The organism is Natrinema pallidum (genome assembly GCF_005890195.1).
Classification (GTDB): Archaea; Halobacteriota; Halobacteria; order Halobacteriales; family Natrialbaceae; genus Natrinema; species Natrinema pallidum.
In genome coordinates this window covers 2,902,203-2,920,667 of sequence record NZ_CP040637.1, presented here as the reverse complement: position 1 = coordinate 2,920,667, position 18,465 = coordinate 2,902,203, and the positions used below count along the sequence as shown (strand labels likewise).

The window sequence follows — 18,465 nt, the reverse complement described above, 5'->3', positions numbered from 1 at the left end:
GGGTCACCGATCTCGATCGCCGCTGCCTGGGTTCGCGTTCGCGTCTCCCCCGTCCGTGAGTTCGGGGTCGCGCCGCTCCGGGATCGCGTCGGTTCCGGCCTCAGGTTCGCGGTCGCCGTTCGTGTCCGCCTGCCCGCCGTTGGCGAGTGCCGTCTCCGAACCGCCGTCGCCCCGTTCGGCGGCCTCGTTCGAGCCGCTAAGAGAGGCCGCAACACGCGCCCCGACGAGGCTCACGAGGATCGCGGTGACGACGAACAGGGCGAGTCGTTCGCCCGCGGCCAGCACGAACCGCTTGTTGGAGACGATGCCGAACTCGTTCGCGGGAACGACGACGGGATCGATCACCGCCTGTTGCTCGAGGAAGTACGCCGAGAACCCGCGGACGACCAGGGCGACGGCGAGGACGATAAACGGGAGATTGAGAAAGGAACTCCGGATCGGCTCGTCACCGATCGCCTCGTCGAGCAGTCGGCCGGCGCTGGCGGTCAGCGCGGCCATCGCCAGCCAGGGAATGCTATCGAAGGCGAACCGCGTCGCCGGAATCACCACCCCCGGCGTCTCCCCGAGGTTCGAGACGCTGAGCGCGCCGACGAACAGGCCGACGAACGTCAGTCCCGCGGCGACGACGTAGGTGACGACCGACACTTGCCCGGAGTACAGCGACTCCTGGGTCTGCCGGGCCGCTCGAGCCAGAAGTTCGTCGACGTTGAACCCCTTGTAGAGCAGGAAGAGGCCGATGACGGTGGTGATCGCGGCCGCACCCTGTGCAGGGCCGACCGTCGTCGCGAGCAGCGGGAAGACCAGCAGGGTCAACCCGATCGGAACGAGGACGGTCTGTCGCAGTTCCTCGTCGGCGAGGAACTGCTTGAGCAGGTAGTAGGTCGATTCGATGTCGCGGGCCTGCCGGACGACGACTCGATCGACGGAGTCGACCCGGACGCGGCTCTCGACGATCGGGATCAGCCGTTCGTCCTCCGCGCTGTCGGTCACCACGACCGCCGACTCCGGGTCGTACTCGGCGATGAGGTCGTCCAGTTGCTCGGCGACCGCTCGATCGGCCGACACCATCGACTCGTGGTCCCCCGAGACGACCGCGACGACGACCTCCTCGTTTTCGTCGCGTAAGTTCTGGGCGACCCGGAGCGACTCGAGCAAGGTGTTGACCCCCGAGTCCTCCGGGTCCGCGAGGCCGACATCGGTCACGAGCGCGCGGACTGCCTCCCAGCCGACGACGGGCGACCGAAGACCGGTCTTGCGGCCGACATCGTCGGTCCGGTCGAGACAGACGACCAGCGTTGTCACGGTAGGCGATGCATTCTGTGCGACGATAAAACCACTTACTCGTTCGGAGACGGTCGCGGCGATATCCGGTCCGAACTCGCTCGACCGGCGAACGGTGCTCACACCGGCCGCGGGGACCGTAGCGACCGCGGCGACCCCGCGAGCGCGTCGAAATCAGCTCCGCAGTCGGAACCCGCGCCCGTCGCCGAGGCCGGCGATTCCGGCACCGAAGGCGTACGCGACTTGCTGGGCTCCCGCGCCGACGCGGGCCATCAGCGGCCGTTCGGGCTCGAACTCCTCGACGGCCACCTCGTCGGTGTCGAGGCGGTCGGCGAGTTCGGCCTCGATCTCTCGACGGGTGCCGAGATGGTCGACCAGGTCCATCTCGTGGGCCTCCTCGCCGAGGTAGATCCGGGCCTCGGTGTCCCGGACGAACTCGGCGTCCAGATCCCGGCCGTCGCTGACCCGCTCGACGAAAGTGTCGTAGTAGTCGTCGATCAAGCCCTGGAGGTACTCGCGTTCCTCGTCCTCGAGTTCCTTCAGCGGCGTGCCGGCGTCCTTGAACTCGCCGGCGGCGAACCGCTCGTAGGAGAGGCCGACCTTCTCGGCGAGGTCGCTGGCATTGACTCGAGAGCCGATGACACCGATCGAGCCGACGATCGACCCCTCGCGCGCCCACAACTCGTCGCAACCGCTGGCGATCCAGTAGCCCCCGCTGGCACAGACATCGGTCGCGTAGGCGACGGTCGGCCCGTCGAACCGCTCGGCCGCGAGGCGGATGTCGTCGCTGGGGACGACCTCGCCACCGGGCGTGTTCAGCTTCACGAGGAGCGCCCGCACGCTCTCGTCCTCGTTCGCGCGATCGATCTGCTCGACGACGTCGTCGGCCGGCGTCGCGCCCGGCGTCGTGGGGAGCGGCCCGCCACCGCCGTCTCGGCTGATCGGACCCTCGACGGCGACTTCGGCGACGTCGTAGGTCGGATACAGCGAATCGGCGGCGTTGCTCGCAAACCGCAGACCGACGAGAACGGCCGCGAGCGCGACCAGCACACCCAACAGGTCCGTCAGCGTCTCGGGGTAGACGATGAACAGGGCGATTGCGACCACCGCGGAGGCGAGCCCACCGAGGGTGACCGTCAGAAGTCGATTCATCCCGCCGCTACTGACCACGGACAACACCTCGAGTCATACCGATATCTGGGAGCGGGTCCCGTTAAGCGTTGACGTTCCGAAAGAAAACGTGTTAGATAGTATAAACTAACGGCGAACAGATTACTAATCGATGGGCCGTCGAAGGAGAGAACGACTCGTCGCAGGCAGCGGGCTGTTCGTCCTCGGAGCGTCTGCTCCCATCACCAGTCGATTCGGGAGAATCGAGACGAATACGGACGTTCTCCTCGTCGCGGCCGGTCTCGGAGCGGTCGGTGCCGTCACCGAGTGCGTGGGAGAGCACGATACGACGGGGGACATTATAGTAGCAACTGAAAGTCAATGCACACCTGATCGCACGACGGCGTTGCGATCAGTGTGTCAATCATTTCAGTTGCTACTATAGCTGCAGTTAGCGGAGGGATCATCGGTGTACTCGTTTCCAGCGGCGGTGCTCTCGCTGAGTAGGTCTGCGAACATCATTCCAACCAACTCTATGACCTGCTCACTTCTCGAACTGCGCTAACTAGACGGTGCCGAATCAGCGTATCTGAATACCATCTATTAGTTTGGCACAAGATTTAATAGTTATATTGTAGTATATCTAATTGGAATGGGTCGAGATAATATAACCAGACGTAGTGTCGTTCGTAACATCACTGCCGCTGCAGTGGGAGTAGCGGGTATCTCCGGAGTAGTAGCAGCAGACGAATCTTCCGAGGATGAGGAATCCGTCAAGCCGACAGGCACGGAGTCCTTCGCAATCCGATTCGAAACGGAACCTGACGACGGTACTCTCACCTACGAAGTGACTGTGCCTGATGAAGATGCAACGTTGAATAACGTTGAGAATGGTATTCTCGGCAACGATGATGTCACCAGGAACAACGGCGAAACCACCGTTGAAGGCACTGTCAAGGGTCAGAGCCCGTACTACGACGAGATTCAGTTCGACACTGAAGACGGAAACCGACCGGCTGGTGACGAGTGGTGGAAGGCAGATGCCGGGTTGCAAGTCGAACTAGACACACCTGCTGGCTCCGAAATCCTTCAGGAGGGGTAGAAGCACAACAGAGTCCGGGGATAATCCGAATCATACCCAAATACCCACATTTTCTCACCATTATTGTAAATCAATCTCTTCATCTACCTGTTCCTATGTTTTTGGCAGCTTCATCCTGACGACGCTTTCTAGTGGCCTTTCTCGGACGATAGTATGACATTTTATATAGTTTTGATCGGCAGGTACTCAGCGGATTCTCACACCGAGAGTTCCTATTGACTCGAGACTGCCTGTTCAACCCTGCTGTGCTTCGTGGACACCACGAGAGGCTACCGGTAATAGAGGTCTCCGCCTCTCTCGTAGTAAGCCAATCAGATGTCGGCTCGGGTTGTCCAGCAGTATCATGCCGACGATATGCGTTCAATAACCATAATACAGATTAAATACTTTCAAGGCATACGTTATGTCCTATCGGGCAATATTAAAGTGGTAGATTACTCTCCCTCAGACAGGGACATGCGTGTACTTTATACGCCGAGTATATGCTGGATGGCGGTTGTTTAGAACCAATCGACTCGACAAGCCACGTCATCGCTATCCGGTCCGCCAGTTCTTCACCGAGATACAACAGGTGGCCGGTCGAGAACTTTCGGCCGACACGACCCTCGAGATCAAACGGGTCCCCGAAGCGGTCGCTCGCGTTCCGTACGTTGAAACGGAACTGGTATGCGATCGTCCGGTGAACGGATGACAGCGGGACCTTTTCGATGACTCCGACCCCGATAAAACTATGACGAGGCGTGGGAGGGAGACGCTGAATCGCTATCCGAGGGTGATCGACGGTGTCCTGCGTCCCGAAAGCAACAGTTCCGAAACGGAATCGGACACGTTCGCCCGCCGCTTCATTTCGGCACCGGATGTCGCGTGAGCTGAGGCGAACTGCACGGCGACACTGCAGTCCTCATCGGCCGCGGCCGTGACGGCGAGCCAGCGGCACCCTTTTACGAAGCAATCGCATCGATGGCGACGTGGGACGCTATCAGCCGGGGACACACGACTCGTTCATCAAGTGCGAGACGCCCCGATGCGGGGCGAACAACGCGCCGGAAGGGACAGCGGAGTACGACACCGAGTGCTGGCGATGCGGTGATCCCCTGGGCGGAAAGCCCGAAATCGGCGACGAGGTCTCCGTCGACATCGTCGACCGGCAGTCCGACGGTACGCTCGTCTGTAAGACCGAAAGCGGCTTCGTCCTCTTTCTCGAGGCGGACATCGCGGCGATCGAGGCCACGGTTCGCGTGACCACCGTCGAGGAGGCCCATGGGGAAGCGGATCTCGTCGAACCCGGATCGTAAGCCCGCCCGCGGAGAACCGGTCGCTCATCGGCCGACTCGAGTCGGTCGAACGACGGCCCAGGAGTTAGAACAGGCCTCTGAGGAGTACCAGGGCCACCCCGGAGAGGACGATGAAACTGAGGAAGCCGATGAAGATCAGTCCCGCCTGCCGTCCGGTGAGCGATTCGCCGTCGAGGAATTCGTCGTCCATAGGCGGTGATCGTAATTCGATCGCTTAAACGTGATGGTCCGTTTAGCGAAACGGCCGTGGCGAGTCGAGGGCTCGTGGGTGACGCGAGCGGGGACCTGGGCGTCTTCGAGCGTGAGACCATCGGAGCCGGGAGTGGCGGGGCGGGGTCCCAGTCGGCAGCCGCTCGAGCACGAACCCGGGAGCGGGAACGGGAGCGGAAAATCGGTCCCGATCGTCGGACACGGAGCAGCGAATTATTCGTTGAGATGGCCGCGATACCCCTTGGGTTCGAACCCGCGCCGGCAGATCACGCGCTTGCGGCCGACGGTGATCGCGCTGATCTGATCGTCCGCTTCCATGCGGTCGATGACGTCCTCGAGGCGCTCCGGCGACCAGCCGGTTTCCTCGCGGACGGTCGATTGATCGACGCGGCCGCCGCGTTTGACGAGCAGTCTGAGAACCTTGTCCTCGTCGGGGAGGTCGCGTTCGTCGACGCCGTACTCGATTTCTTCGGCGTAGCTTAATGTTTCGTCCTCGGATTCCTCGCTCGATTCCGCCGTGGCCGTCGCGGACTCGTCCGATTGGGAGTCGTCGGTCGACCCGCTCCAGAGAGACGACAGCCGAGCCCAGAGTGTATTGAATACCATCTATGGATCACGCTCCGTTGGGACTACCGCAGCTTGAACGCCCACCTACCTTGATTTTATGTTTTGTACGGATCATGAGTGATTTCCGTCGAGTACGGTGTGACTATCGTGACGGCCCCGTCGTCGAATAGCGACCCCCTTGCGACCCGCAAGTCAGTTATCACTTTCGGCGACCGACAGGCTCGCCGACCAACCCGGCTCGAGCGACCGCGCCCCGTCATCGATCAGCCGGTGCGACGGCGTCGTGGTAGGCGTCGGCGAGTGCAGCGAGGGCTTCGTGGTGGTTCGTCGTGTGAGGGGCGGTCAGCGGCGAGACGCTAATGCGGCCCTCGACGACGGCGCGGCGATCCGTGCCGGCGGGATCGGGGAGCGAATCTGGGTCCATGTCGTCCCAGACGCGGTCGTGAAGCGTGACGTGGGCCCCGTCGCGTTCGGCGTCCATCTCGTAGCGCTTCGAGGGGCGCGTGATCTCGATCGGTGCGGGATCGCCGTCGGGCAGCGGCACGTTGACGTTGAGATAGGCCGCGTGATCGAAAACGCCCGCCTCGAGCGCGTTTTCGGCGAGATACGAGGTGATGCGCGCGGCTTCGGCGTACTCCGCGGCGGTCACGTCGACCTCCTTGAAGGGAGTGTCGTCGACGGGGACGTACAGCGACGTGGCGATCGCGGGCACGTCGAAAAACGCGGCCTCGACGGCCGCGCTGATCGTGCCCGATCGGCCGAGAACGTACTCCCCGAGGTTCGCACCCTTGTTACAGCCCGCGACGACCAGATCGGGATACGGGCCGAGTTCGGCGAGGCCGGCGACGACGCAGTCGGCGGGCGTCCCGTGGACCGCATACCCCAGCCCGCGCTCGTCGACCTCGACTTCGTGGGAGAGCGACCGACCGCAGGCGCTCCGGTCGTCGGCCGGAGCGACGACGGTCACGTTGGCGTGCTCGGAAAGGGCGTCGTACAATGCCCTGATACCGGTGCTATCGATCCCGTCGTCGTTGGTCAACAGGATCTCGCAGTCGTCGCTCATGTCACCCCGGTTGGCCGGCGGCGCGAAAAGCCCACCGCTTCCGGGCGCGACTCAGGCGATCCGGTCGACGATCGTCTCCTCGTCGACGACCAGGTTGTACGCTCCTTCGTCGTCGTTCCAGAGCGCGAGGACGCCCTCGAACGAGCAGACGTCGCCGTAATCGGCCTCGAGCAGCGGTCGGTTGAGCGCCGTCTCCTTCGTGACGACGGCGTAATGGTCGGTGTCCTCGCTGCCGTCGCTGATCTTGAACAGGGGGTTCGACCGCCCGCTCCCGCGACCGCCGTTCCCGTCGCCGTCGCTCAGCGATCGGCTGAGTTTCGCCGCGACGAGGTCGATCCGCTCGGTGACGTGGCGTTCCATCTCGGCCATCTGCGCCCACTCGCTGGTCTCGAGTCGCATGTCGATCCGTCGCCGGCCGTCGAGACGCAACTGTGCGTAGGAAAATTGGACATCGACGTTGACGAACTCACCGGGCGCGTGATCGTCGCCGTCCGGGGTCGCCTCGTCGAGGCGGCGCTGGAACGCCGGGACCTCGAGTTCGGGTCGGACGTCGAACGACCACCCGCGATCCGAGGGCCGTTCGCCGGGCCAGAGCCGCACCGTGGGACCATAGACCGTGACTTCGCCGCGGCGATACGTCTCCGCGTCCCCGCCGCCCTCGGCGTCGAAATCCACGGCCGCCCGCTCCCAGAGCCGCTCGTCTTCGAGGTCGCGTTCCACCTCGCGCAGGCCGACGCTGGTGTTCTTGTCCGCGGGTGCCATCGCGAGGACGGTACCCGTCGGCGCGAGCGTTTCGAGGGCCGACCGCGCGACGGCGACGGGGTCCTCGAGTTCGCTCAGGACGTTACAGGCGAGGATCAGATCGAACCCGTCGTCGGGCGCGGTGGGATCGAACCCGTCGTCGCTTCCGTCACCGCTGCCGGCCGCGCTCGGATCGAACGCCTCCGCGGTCGTCCGGTGGATCGTCGGGTGGACGTTCCGTCCCGTCTCGGCGAGCAACGCCTCGAGTACGTCCGCGGCGGCGCTCGGCTCGACCGCGTGATACTCGAGCAGGGCGTCGTCGGGCAGATAGTCGCAGAGCCCGAGCGCGGGGCCGCCGACGCCCGCACCGAGATCGAGGACCCGGAGGGTACGGTCGAGCAAGCCGCGGTCCGCGAGGTCGTCGAGCGCGTACTGGATCGCCGCGTAGTAGCCCGGCAGGTGATAGATCGCGTAGCCGGCCGCGACGTCGTCGTCGTAGTCGACGGACCGGCCGTCGAGATAGTCGGCCTTGAAGCGACGGATCGTCGACCGGAGCAGGTCCCCGGACGCGCCGGTTTCCCAGTCGGGGCCGTACCGCTCGACGAGCAGGTCCTCGAGTCGGCGCTCGTACTCGGCGGGGAGGCGTTCGACCGGCCCCCGGCGCGGCCGCACCGGGTCGTCGTCGACGGGGACGAACGTGCCGTCGTCCCGTTCGATCAGCCCGAGGGCGGCGGCCTCCTCACGGAGGTGCTGTCGGACGACCGCGGGATGCGGGTTCCCCGTCACGTACTCGCAGATCTCGTCGGGATCGATCGGTCGGACGTTGCGCAGGTACTTCGCGTTCGATCGAATGGATTCGCGTTGCTCGCTCACTCGGTGTCACCCCGGGTATCGTGTCGCTCGTCGTCGCGTCGCTCCTGCCAGCCCGTTGTCGCCTCTCGGTACAGCGACTCGAGATCGTCGGCGTCGGCGGCGGCGACCGCCGCGGCCGCGTCGGCGACCGCGTCCGCACCGTCGAACGTCGCCTGAATGTCGGCGTAGACCCGCGGCGTGCCACCGGTCACCCGTTCGACGAGTCCGCGCAACCCCTCGTAGATCGGGGTTTCGAACTCCGGCGGAACCGACTCCGCGGCCAGCGCAAAGGAGAGAACCGCGGCGTGGGCCGCTGCCTGGACCGACTCCATGGCCTCGTCGTGTTCCGCGGCGGTCGTCTCGACCAGTGCGTTCCCACGCGACTCGAGGGTCGCGAGGAGGGCGTCGGTCACGGGCCCCGATCGATCGCGAACGACGGCGATCGACCCGGGTGCCCGCTCGGGCGCGAAAAGCGGATGCAGGCTCATGCGTTCCGGATCGGGTGCGTGACGTGCCATCGCCTCGACTGCGGGTTCCATGACGCCCGAGACATCGATGATCGCTTGCTCGGCCCGCCCGGCCTGCTCCCCGATCGCGTCGGCGACGTGGGTCATCGGTACCGCGAGGCAGACGACATCGTACGTCGTTCCACCCTCGAGAGCGGCGACGTCACCGCCGACCGCATCGGCCGCGGCCGCCGCCGCGTCCGGATCGAGGTCGGCGAACGAGACCGGAGCGTCGACGGCCCCCCCGAACCATGTCCCCATCGACCCCGCGCCGACGATCAATACGTCCATCGCCCGCTCCTACCTGCCGACGTTGCAAAAGCCGTTCGATCGACCGACTCGAGTGAGCCATCGATCGCGGGCGACGGTCGGGCAGTGGTGACTGTCTGCCAGAATATACAAGTCAATGCCACTGAGACAGGGAGTATGAACTTCGCCCAGTTGATACCAGTGCTGCTCGCAACTGGGGCTGTACTCGTCGTCCTGACGACGTATCCGTATCTGGCGACCGCGATCGCCTATCGGGACCGCGATAACGGCCTCTCGTATATCGTCTTCCTGATGGGCGTCGCGGTCTGGAACGGCTTGTTCGCCGCACAGGTAATCGACCCGCGCCCGATCGTGAAAGGGTTCTTCTTCAGCATCGCGACGCTGGGTGCCATCCTGGCCGGGGTCGGCTGGTTGCTGTTCGCCAGTACGGCGAGTAGCACGCCGCTGTTGCCCTATCAGGGGGTGGTCTATCGGCTCGTGGCGCTACTGGCCGGTCTCGAGATCGCGCTCGCGATCACCAACCCGGCACACGCACTGTACTGGGAGATCGCCAGCAGTGCACCCGATATCCCGGCATTTACGATCATCGAACCGAACGTCGGCTACTGGCTGCATACGGCGTTCCTCGTCGCGCTGTTCGGAGCGGGGACGATTCTCTTCGGCCTCGCGTGGCAACGCGGGACCGACGTCCGGTACACGCGCAGTTACGCCATGGTCGGGGCCGCGACGACCGCGGCGATCGTCGGCAGCAACGTCCTCGTCGCCGGGACGGCCTCGGTCGCACCGCTGGTCGCCGGCTCCCTGACGACGATCGGCTGGGTGCAAGCCCAACAGAAACGGTATCTCCAACTGCCGCGACCGTACCGGTGGATCGGGGACCTTCTCGAGTGACTGCACGCGCCGGCCGCCGAAATCCGGTTGGCACAGCCCACGACGTTTCATAGTTCGAGCCCCAACCGTTTCCTATGGTACGAGTCGGGATCGTCGGTGCGGGGGCGGCCGCCGTGGCCGCGACCGCGACCCTCGATGACGCCGCGACCGAGACGGAGATAACGGTACTCGAGAAATCCCGCGGGCTCTGCGGCCGAGCTGCGACGAGACGGCGGGACGGAATCGTCTACGACTACGGCGCGAACTACGTGAAAAACGACGACGAGCGGGTAGTCGACCTGCTGACCGAGACCCTGGATACCGATGGGCTGGTCGACATCACGCCACCGGTCTGGACCTTCGATAGTGACGGGACCGTCTCCGAGGGGGACGACCGCGGCGGGCGGAAGTGGACCTACCGGCGGGGGCTGACCCAGATCGCAAAGCGGCTGTTCGCGCGGACCGACGCGACCGTCGAACGGGAGACCCGCGTCGAGACGGTGATCAGACCCGACGAGGGCGATGGTGGAAGCGACGCCGGCGACTGGTACCTAGCGGATGCCGACGGCAATCGTTGGGGTCCCTTCGACGTCGTCCTCCTGAACCCGCCGGCACCCCAGACCGTCGATCTGCTTCGCTCGGCCGAGTGGGACGCCGACGTACGCGACCGCCTTGCCGAGGCCATCGACGCCGTCCCCTTCCGGACGATCTGGACCGGCGTCTTCCACTACCCGTTCGAACTCGACCGGCCCTACTACGCGCTCGTCAATACGGACAAGGAACACGATATCGGCTGGATCGGCCGCGAGGAGTGCAAACCCGGCCACGTCCCCGACGGCGAATCGCTGCTGATCGTCCAGGCGAACCACGAGTGGTCGGTCGATCACTACGACGAGCCCCACGAACGGAACCGCGAGCGGCTCGCGGCGCTGGCCGCCGACCTGCTCGGCGACGAGCGGGTGTACGAACCGGACTGGACCGACCACCAGGGGTGGCGGCACGCCTTGCCCGAGGACGGCGTCGCCCGCGATCCCCTCCAACTGGCCGAGGCCGAGGGGTTGTACTGTCTCGGCGACTGGGTTGCCGGTGACGCCAGGCTTCACGCGGCGCTCCGAAACGGCCTCGAGGTCGGCGACCGGATCGTAGACCGCGTTCACTGAGCCGGCGCTACACCGCCGACGTGACGGTGTCTATCACCGCAGTATCGACGAAGACGACCACGTGGTCGCCGCCCGCGACGACCGTCTCGCCGCGGGGCGTGATCAGCCTCCCCGCACGGCCGATCGCCCCGACGACGACGCCGTCCGGAAGATCGGCCATCGCGTCCTGAATCCGCCGCTCGAAGAGCACGCTCTCGTCGTCGACCTCAATCTCGAGGACCTCGGCGCGGTCGGACTCGAGCATTGCGACGTTTTCAGTCCGCTGCTCGCGTGTAAACCGGGTGATCTCCTCGGAGGTGACGAGTCGGGGGTTGACGGCGACATCGACGCCGACCGTCTCGAAGAGGTCGACGTACTCGCCGGACTCGACGAGTCCGATGGTTCGTTCGACCCCGATCCGCTTCGCCAACAGGGAGACGAGCAGGTTCTTTTCGTCGCTATCGAGGGCGGCAACGACGATGTCGGACTCGTCGACGTGCTCCCGGACGAGGAAGTCGATGTCGGTCGCGTCGCTCTGGAGGACCATCGTTCCCGGGAGGTGCTCGGCCAGTTCCCGCGCGCGCCTGGGGTCCCGTTCGACCAGTCGCGGCTCGAGCCCTTCGGCTTCGAAGAGTCGGGCCGTCTGATAGCCGATCTCGGTCCCGCCGACGATGACGATCTCGTTTGCATCCTCGAGCGTCGGCTCGGGCGTCAGCGATCCCGCGAAGGCGCGGACGCTCTCCCGCGACCCGATGACGACGACGGCATCCCCCGCCTCGATGACGGTGTCCCCTTGTGGGATGACGATATCGTCGTCGCGAAGCAACGCGGCGAAGGTCAGCGACTCGAACCGATCGGCTTCGGACACCGTCTCGCCGGCGATGGGGCTGTCCGATTCGATTTCGAACTCGGCCATCTGGACGAGATCGTCGGCGAAGGTTTCGACGTCGTGTGCGCCGGGTAAGCCGGCGATTCGGACGATCGTTTCGGCGGTCTGCAAGTCCGTACAGACCATGAAATCGATACCGAACGCACCCCGCGATTGCTCCCAGGTGCGCAGCAGGTTCGTCTTCTTGACGCGGGCGATCGTGAACGGCTCACCGACGGCCTTCGCCGCCCCGCAGACGACGATGTTGGTCTCGTCGATGTCGGTGCTCGCGATCACCAGATCCGCGTCCGCGATGCCGGCCTCCCGCAGCGTCTCGATCGAGGTGCCGTCGCCCCGAATCGCCAACACGTCGTAGGCATACGTGATCGCGTCGATACGATCGGGGTCCGTATCGATGACGACCACGTTGTGGTCGTCGTCGAGGCTCGCGGCGATGTTCGATCCGACTTCGCCCGCACCGACGACGATCACGCGCATCGGAGCCTCACCTGCGGTGCGCGCTGTCTCGAGTCGGACCGGAGTCCGCACATATCCGCAGTACCGGTCGCGAGCAGTAAGTGAGTTCGGCCTGATTCGGGACGCAGGTCCCGATCGCCGGGGCGATCCACACGGGGACGGGACGTACTTCACCGGGCAGCCGCGAGCGAAGCGCCCCGTGAGCAGAACAGCGGTGAGCGAACGCGAGGCGGCAAAGGGTCGGTCACGGCATCTCGTGTACCGTCAACTCCACGTCTCGCTGACGGCCCTCGATGTCCGCAACCAGCCGCTCGACGACCGCGCGGGCCTCGCCGAGCAGTTTGGGCTGGACTTTCTCGACGACCCAGTCCAGCGAGACGAACCGCGGGAGCGAGATGGCGTTCGTGTCGGCCGAATGCGGGTCGTACATCGCCTCGAAGTAGATCCGGCTCGCCGTCTCCGCGTCCGGCGGCGCGGACTCCGGCTCCGGTTCGACGCGCCACTCGCCACGGGCGTCGATGTCGTTGACCAACCGCCACGTCAGCGATCTGGGGGCTGAAACGTCGGTAACCCGCGATCGGGCGGTGTAGCTGAGCTTCCACCACGCCAACTCGAGGTCGTAGACGGAGCCGGCGTCGCCGTTGCCATCGACCCGAACCGCTTTCAGGTGTTCCGTGTACCGCGGGTAGTCGGTAAAGGACCGGACGTACGGGAAGACCTCCTCGGGCGACCGGTGAGCGAGCGTACTGAGGAGAATTCTATCCACACCGGTCGTACGACGGATCCGAAAGTAAGGATTGTCATACTCCCGCTCGGAGTCGACCGGCGTCGCCTCGTCACCGGCCGCGCTCGTTCGCGAGCGACGACGGCCCGCGTCGGTCACGGCCGCGACACCGCTTCGCGTCGGGGACTCGCTACAGGTAGTCGCCGGCCAGTAGGTCGACGCGCTCCCTGGTCGCCTCGGGGATCGATTCCGGCGGCGTGTTGATCGTCCCCTCGAGCGCGTTCCAGGCCTCGCTCTCGAAGTCGTCGGGCATCGTTCGGATGGCACGTTCGACGACCGCGTTGATCGCGTCCCGGTTGGCCGCCGCGTTCTCGAGGACCTCGTCCAGCGTGACTTCGCTGTCCGCCTTCCAGACGTCGTAGTCGGTGACGCCAGCGACGGTGGCGTAGCTCAGTTCGGCCTCGCGGGCGAGTTTGGCCTCCGGGATGGCGGTCATGCCGACGATGTCCCAGCCCTGTTCGCGGTAGAACTCGCTCTCGGCGCGGGTGGAGTACTGGGGACCTTCGATGCAGACGTAGGTGCCGTCCGTCTGGACGGGCGTGTCGTCGGTCGCCTCGCGGGCCGATTCGGCGAGGTGAGCCGCCATCTCGGGACAGTAGGGGTCGGCAAAGCCCATGTGGACGACCATGCCGTCGCCGAAGAAGGACGGCGAGCGGTGCTTCGTGCGGTCGAATATCTGGTCGGGAACGACCAGCGTCCGCGGCGGCAGGTCCTCGCGTAGACTCCCGACCGCGTTCGTGGCGATGACGCGGTCGACGCCGACCGACTTGAGCGCGTAGATGTTCGCGCGATAAGCCGCGTCGGTCGGCGGATGCTGGTGGTCCGCCCCGTGGCGCGGGAGAAAGGCGACGTCCCGACCGCCGAGTTCGCCGAGGGTGACCGCCTCGCTCGGTTCGCCGTACGGCGTCGAGACCTCCGTTTTGCGGGTGTTCTCGAGTGGTAGTGCCTCGTAGATACCGCTCCCGCCGATCACGCCGATCGTCATGCACTGGTCTCGTCGGACCAGCGTCGTAAACGGTCTGGTTTGCTCTCCGTATCGGTGCGACTGCTCGAGTCCGGTGGCCGGCACAGAGCCGCGGGGACGCGAGTCGGCGTTCGAACTGCCGAGCTTAGCAATTACGCTCGATCGCCGTTCGCAACCGCTCCTCGAGATCAGCTTCGGTACCGGCTCGCAGTGAGAGACGCTCGTGGCGCTCGTCGGCGTCGAACTGTTCCGCAAGCAGGCCGCCGCGGCGGTCGACCTCGAGCAACAGCTCAAAGCCGTCGTCCGCCGGGAGGGGGACGATTTCCAGTTCGTCGAGGTCGCCCGCGAAGGGACCCGAGCGGGGGACGAACTCGAACTCCTGGACGAAGCGGTGATCGGAGAACAGCGATTCCGTCGCCTCGCACTGTGCCGTCCGGAGCACGAAGCCGAGCGAGTCGACGGCGTCGAACAACGCCCGACGGAGCGGATCGGGCTCGATCTCGAGGGCGTCGCGGTCGTCCGGGTCGACCGCCCAATCGATGTCGAGGCCGGTGTCGAGCCAGACGCTCGTCGTCCCCATCGTGACGGGCGTGTGGACCGGAACGTCGATCGACACGGTTCGGGTCCGCTCCTCGTCGGGCTCGATGGTAAACGAGTCGCCCACGCGGACCGTCTCGATCTTCGCCGTTCTCGTGCTCTCGTCGGTTTTGTACTGCGTCGCGAGCGCGAAGTAGATGCCGTCGATTTCCTGTGTGTCGTTGCCGCCGGTGATGTCGACGCGCGCATCGACCGACTCGCCCGCCGTGAGCGTCGTCGGTAGGACCGTATCGACCGTCGCGGCACCGATACCGAGGCTGGATAGTACGCCCTTCATACGACGGGAAAGTCACAAGCGTCGCGTATATATTTGTCTCGGTGACACCACCGGACGGACACCGTCACGACGACTGCTGGACGGTCGGACGGCATCGACCGGCTCGCACCGACACGGAACTGCTGACGCTGACGCCGTGCGTTAGTCGGCCGTAAGCGCCCACTCGTCGGTGCCGACCGACTCGAGGACCTCGCGCCGTTCCATCTCGGCGAGAACTTCGGACAGCCGATCCGGCTGGGCGATCTCCATCTCGATGCGCTCGATGCCGTGGTGTTCGCTGAGGAAGTGACGGAGCGCTTCGATCGTGAAGGTCTCCTGGTCCGCCTTTTCCATCGCACTGGTGATCAGATCGACCATGTCCTCGATGAAGTTCCACGGGTAGACGACCCAGGTCCACTCCTCGAGTCGTTCGCCGACGTAGTCGGGCCGGAACTCGCTGGTCCCCAACAGTTGGAGGGTCGCGGTCCGGACCTCGCCGGCGTCGCGGTCGTCGACGTACTCGTAGGCCCGTTGGATCGAGCCGCCGGTGTCGGCGATGTCGTCGATGATGAGCACGTCCTTGCCTTCGACGCTGCCCTCGGGCATCGGGTAGCGGACGGTCGGCTCGCCGGCCTTCTCGGCGGTACCGACGTAGTGTTCCATCTTCAGGCTCGTCAGGTCGTCCAGCCCGAGGAAGTCACAGAGACAGCGGCCGGCGAACCAGCCACCGCGGGCGAGCGCGACGACGACATCGGGCTCGAACTCGTCGTCGCGAATGTCGTCACTGACGTCCCGACACAGGCCGTAAATGTACTCCCAGTTGGTTATGGTACAGTCGAAATCGTCCGGTAGATCGGACATCTGATGGCCACCTACCCGGTGACTCGAGCGCGGCACCCTTAAGTTGGCTGAAACGGGCCGCGTCGTTGGCGGGAGCCCCCGCCGACTCGGACGGAGCCGATACTGATTTATAATTCAGTAATACAACCTAGTTATCGATGGCGCAGACCCAGATCCAGGCCGCCCGCGAGGGAACGGTGACGCCCGAAATGGAACGCATCGCCGAGCGAGAGAACCGCACGCCGGAGTTCGTCCGCGAGCAGGTCGCAGCGGGACAGGCGGTCATTCCGGCAAACAAGCACCACGACGCGCTCGACGCGATGATTATCGGTCGGGAGTTCGCGACGAAAGTCAACGCCAACATCGGCAACAGCGAGACGACCAGCGACCTCGAGACGGAACTCGAGAAACTCCACACCGCGGTCCACTACGGCGCGGACACCGTGATGGACCTCGGCACCGGCAGCGATCTCGACGAGATTCGGGAGGCGCATATCGCCCACTCGCCGGTGCCGCTTGGGACGGTGCCGCTGTACGAGGCCGTCAAGCAGGCGGGCAGTCCCGAGGCTATCACGAAAGACCTGCTGCTCGAGATCGTCGAGAAGCAGGCCAAACAGGGAGTCGACTACATGACGATTCACGCCGGCATCCTCGCCGAACACCTGCCGTTGACCGACGGCCGGAAGACCGGGATCGTCTCGCGGGGCGGCTCGATCATGGCCAAGTGGATGGAGGAACACGGCGAACAGAACCCGTTCTATCAGATCTTCCACGACATCTGTGAGATCTTCGCCGAGCACGATGTCACCTTCAGCCTCGGGGACAGTCTCCGGCCCGGCTGTCTGGCTGACGCCTGCGACGAGGCACAGTACGCCGAACTCGACACGCTGGGCGAACTGACCCGCATCGGCTGGGACCACGGCGTCCAGGTGATGGTCGAGGGACCGGGCCACGTTCCGATGCACAAGGTCGCCGAGAACGTCGAGCGCCAGCAGGAGGTCTGCGACGGCGCGCCCTTCTACGTGCTCGGACCGCTGGTGACCGACATCGCGCCGGGCTACGACCACATCACCAGCGCCATCGGGGCCGCGATGGCAGCCCAGGCCGGTGCCGCGATGCTGTGCTACGTCACGCCGAAGGAACACCTCGGCCTTCCCGAGGAGGAAGACGTTCGCGACGGCCTCGCAGCATATCGGATCGCCGCCCACGCCGCCGACGTGGGCACCGAACGCCCCGGCGCGCGCGACTGGGACGATGCCCTTTCCGAAGCGCGCTACGAGTTCGACTGGCGCGAACAGTTCGACCTCGCGCTCGATCCCGACCGCGCACGCTCGTTCCACGACCAGACCCTGCCCGGCGATAACTACAAAGAGGCCCGCTTTTGCTCGATGTGCGGTGCCGAATTCTGCTCGATGCGGATCGATCAGGACGCCCGCGAGGACGGCGAGATGCAAGCGATCGAAGGCAAGGCGCGGACCGACCTCGAGTCCTCGCCGGCCGCGGAGGTCAACCGGCCGCCCGTGGGAACCCACGAGTCGGGCGAGTTACCGCCGATGGCCGACCACGAGGGCGGTGACCCGCTCGAGAAACCGGCCGACGAATAACTCGCTCAGTCCCCGCCGATCGTCCGATCTGTCTCGGTACCGTTACGTGGGTGGCAGGTCAGTGGGACGGTCGATAGTCGAGAAGTTCCAAAACGAGGACTCGGCACCCCGACGGTCAAGTCAGATAGTTCCGACACGATTGGAGTACCCCGTGACGAGGTCGACGCAGCGATCCGTGTCACCGGTGGAAACGTCGAACGGGAAGTACAGGTCCTTGTGATGGGGATTAAGACACAGTACCCATAGTAGTAACTGCAGCGGTTTACACACCGATCGCAACGCCCTCGCGCGATCAGGTATGCAATGACTGTCTGTTGCTACGATAGCCGTTCCCGACGGCGAATTCACGCATGTCACCGACGCGGCTGACGGACCGCACGGTCAGCGAGTACACTGCCATCGCATCTGCCATCTGAAAACCGTGGATTGTCATACCTTCGTCCGGTGAGACGACGCTGTCGTCCACTCGCACCAGCATATGACAGGAAATCAGTAACCGGACGGGTCGTTTCCTCGACAGAACTCACATACCAACCCGTTTTGCTACTTTTCGGGCAGCGACGTCTACGCCGGTCGTAACTGAAACGATGATGACGGCGACTGGAAACACAGCGTAGGGGAACCCAACTAGAACATCCGACTCACCACCTGTGCCCAGTAGTCCCCAAAACGTGACCACAGTTACAGCAAACAATCCAACTAACGCGCCCACGTTTCCACGGGTTGCAAAAATGTACACTGGGAGTCCGGCCTGAAGTGCCACTAATGGAACGACAGTCACGAAGATCCAGAGGAGATACTGAGGCGTGAAGACACCAGATGCAAACGTGTCATGGATATATCGCGGCCCAAGATAGACCAGAGCACAGATCAAAACGTACCACCCACTACTGGCTGCAGCGCCCCCTTTCCGAGTGTCGATTCGTTTCTGGAGGGCATACAACCCTAGAAAGGTAAGCGATGCGAGCACGATCGAGACGACCGCATCAACAGGCCTGCTCCCGAATTGCGGGCCAATATTGCCCTGCATAATAGTTTGGTACTGCTGGCGTGTAGATAGTTGCTACGC

19 protein-coding genes are annotated in these 18,465 nt (G+C 64.6%); 6 read left to right on the top strand and 13 right to left on the bottom strand.

Features of this window, described 5'->3' with window-relative positions; all coding sequences use genetic code 11:
* Nucleotides 1-3: 3 nt before the first annotated feature.
* Both FGF80_RS14465 and sppA read right to left on the bottom strand, forming a co-directional pair.
* Nucleotides 4-1,302, bottom strand: a complete 1,299-nt coding sequence (locus tag FGF80_RS14465; RefSeq protein ID WP_138654793.1) for a DUF373 family protein — start codon at nt 1,300-1,302, stop codon at nt 4-6.
* Nucleotides 1,303-1,455: 153 nt separating this feature from the next.
* Nucleotides 1,456-2,451: a signal peptide peptidase SppA gene (sppA, locus tag FGF80_RS14460; RefSeq protein ID WP_006186331.1), complete on the bottom strand. Its 996-nt coding sequence runs from the start codon at nt 2,449-2,451 to the stop codon at nt 1,456-1,458.
* Nucleotides 2,452-3,043: 592 nt separating this feature from the next.
* On the opposite strand from sppA, the gene FGF80_RS14450 reads away from it, so the two are divergent.
* The 3 genes from FGF80_RS14450 (at nt 3,044) to FGF80_RS14445 (ending at nt 4,788) form a co-directional block, all read left to right on the top strand.
* Nucleotides 3,044-3,493, top strand: coding sequence for a hypothetical protein (locus FGF80_RS14450; RefSeq protein ID WP_238705302.1), 450 nt, complete (start codon nt 3,044-3,046; stop codon nt 3,491-3,493).
* Between the two features lie 730 nt (nt 3,494-4,223).
* Nucleotides 4,224-4,361 (top strand): hypothetical protein, encoded by a 138-nt coding sequence (locus FGF80_RS19295; RefSeq protein WP_175417042.1) that lies wholly within the window; start codon nt 4,224-4,226, stop codon nt 4,359-4,361.
* 100 nt (nt 4,362-4,461) lie between these two features.
* Complete coding sequence (locus FGF80_RS14445) at nt 4,462-4,788, top strand: TRAM domain-containing protein (protein ID WP_138654789.1); 327 nt, start codon at nt 4,462-4,464, stop codon at nt 4,786-4,788.
* Nucleotides 4,789-4,852: 64 nt separating this feature from the next.
* Here the strand turns inward: FGF80_RS14445 and FGF80_RS19805 are convergent, their stop codons facing one another.
* The 5 genes from FGF80_RS19805 to FGF80_RS14425 all read right to left on the bottom strand — a co-directional run bounded on the left by FGF80_RS19805 (nt 4,853) and on the right by FGF80_RS14425 (nt 9,018).
* Nucleotides 4,853-4,978, bottom strand: a complete 126-nt coding sequence (locus FGF80_RS19805; protein ID WP_006186327.1) for a hypothetical protein — start codon at nt 4,976-4,978, stop codon at nt 4,853-4,855.
* Between the two features lie 233 nt (nt 4,979-5,211).
* Entirely contained in the window at nt 5,212-5,604 is a 393-nt protein-coding gene (locus tag FGF80_RS14440) for a helix-turn-helix transcriptional regulator (protein ID WP_138654787.1), read from the bottom strand.
* A 217-nt stretch (nt 5,605-5,821) separates the two neighbouring features.
* Nucleotides 5,822-6,628 (bottom strand): 5'/3'-nucleotidase SurE, encoded by an 807-nt coding sequence (gene surE, locus FGF80_RS14435; RefSeq protein ID WP_006186325.1) that lies wholly within the window; start codon nt 6,626-6,628, stop codon nt 5,822-5,824.
* 51 nt (nt 6,629-6,679) lie between these two features.
* A complete protein-coding gene (locus FGF80_RS14430; RefSeq protein WP_138654785.1) occupies nt 6,680-8,242 on the bottom strand; it encodes a small ribosomal subunit Rsm22 family protein in 1,563 nt (520 codons plus the stop codon).
* The gene (locus tag FGF80_RS14425) at nt 8,239-9,018 is read right to left on the bottom strand and encodes a prephenate dehydrogenase/arogenate dehydrogenase family protein (RefSeq protein ID WP_006186323.1); all 780 of its coding nucleotides are present in this window, start codon (nt 9,016-9,018) and stop codon (nt 8,239-8,241) included. The genes FGF80_RS14430 and FGF80_RS14425 overlap by 4 nt, the downstream gene beginning before the upstream one ends.
* A gap of 135 nt (nt 9,019-9,153) precedes the next feature.
* On the opposite strand from FGF80_RS14425, the gene FGF80_RS14420 reads away from it, so the two are divergent.
* Nucleotides 9,154-9,888 carry a histidine kinase N-terminal 7TM domain-containing protein gene (locus FGF80_RS14420; RefSeq protein WP_006186322.1) on the top strand — a complete coding sequence of 245 codons (735 nt, stop codon included), beginning with the start codon at nt 9,154-9,156 and terminating at the stop codon, nt 9,886-9,888.
* A gap of 74 nt (nt 9,889-9,962) precedes the next feature.
* On the top strand, nt 9,963-11,027 hold the full coding sequence (locus FGF80_RS14415; RefSeq protein ID WP_138654783.1) for an NAD(P)/FAD-dependent oxidoreductase: 1,065 nt from the start codon (nt 9,963-9,965) through the stop codon (nt 11,025-11,027).
* 7 nt (nt 11,028-11,034) lie between these two features.
* Here FGF80_RS14415 and trkA read toward each other — a convergent pair whose 3' ends face one another.
* From trkA to FGF80_RS14390, 5 genes are all read right to left on the bottom strand, one after another.
* Nucleotides 11,035-12,372: a Trk system potassium transporter TrkA gene (trkA, locus tag FGF80_RS14410; RefSeq protein WP_138654781.1), complete on the bottom strand. Its 1,338-nt coding sequence runs from the start codon at nt 12,370-12,372 to the stop codon at nt 11,035-11,037.
* Between the two features lie 223 nt (nt 12,373-12,595).
* A complete protein-coding gene (locus FGF80_RS14405) occupies nt 12,596-13,117 on the bottom strand; it encodes an SRPBCC family protein (RefSeq protein WP_138654779.1) in 522 nt (173 codons plus the stop codon).
* 148 nt (nt 13,118-13,265) lie between these two features.
* Nucleotides 13,266-14,120: an S-methyl-5'-thioadenosine phosphorylase gene (mtnP, locus tag FGF80_RS14400; RefSeq protein ID WP_138654777.1), complete on the bottom strand. Its 855-nt coding sequence runs from the start codon at nt 14,118-14,120 to the stop codon at nt 13,266-13,268.
* Between the two features lie 124 nt (nt 14,121-14,244).
* Complete coding sequence (locus FGF80_RS14395) at nt 14,245-14,973, bottom strand: sporulation protein (protein WP_006186318.1); 729 nt, start codon at nt 14,971-14,973, stop codon at nt 14,245-14,247.
* A 141-nt stretch (nt 14,974-15,114) separates the two neighbouring features.
* Complete coding sequence (locus tag FGF80_RS14390) at nt 15,115-15,813, bottom strand: phosphoribosyltransferase (protein ID WP_138654775.1); 699 nt, start codon at nt 15,811-15,813, stop codon at nt 15,115-15,117.
* Between the two features lie 137 nt (nt 15,814-15,950).
* Here FGF80_RS14390 and thiC point away from each other — a divergent pair, with 137 nt between their 5' ends.
* A complete protein-coding gene (gene thiC / locus FGF80_RS14385) occupies nt 15,951-17,396 on the top strand; it encodes a phosphomethylpyrimidine synthase ThiC (protein WP_138654773.1) in 1,446 nt (481 codons plus the stop codon).
* A gap of 523 nt (nt 17,397-17,919) precedes the next feature.
* On the opposite strand, the gene FGF80_RS14380 is transcribed toward thiC, so the two are convergent.
* A complete protein-coding gene (locus FGF80_RS14380) occupies nt 17,920-18,426 on the bottom strand; it encodes a hypothetical protein (RefSeq protein WP_138654771.1) in 507 nt (168 codons plus the stop codon).
* Nucleotides 18,427-18,465: the final 39 nt, after the last annotated feature.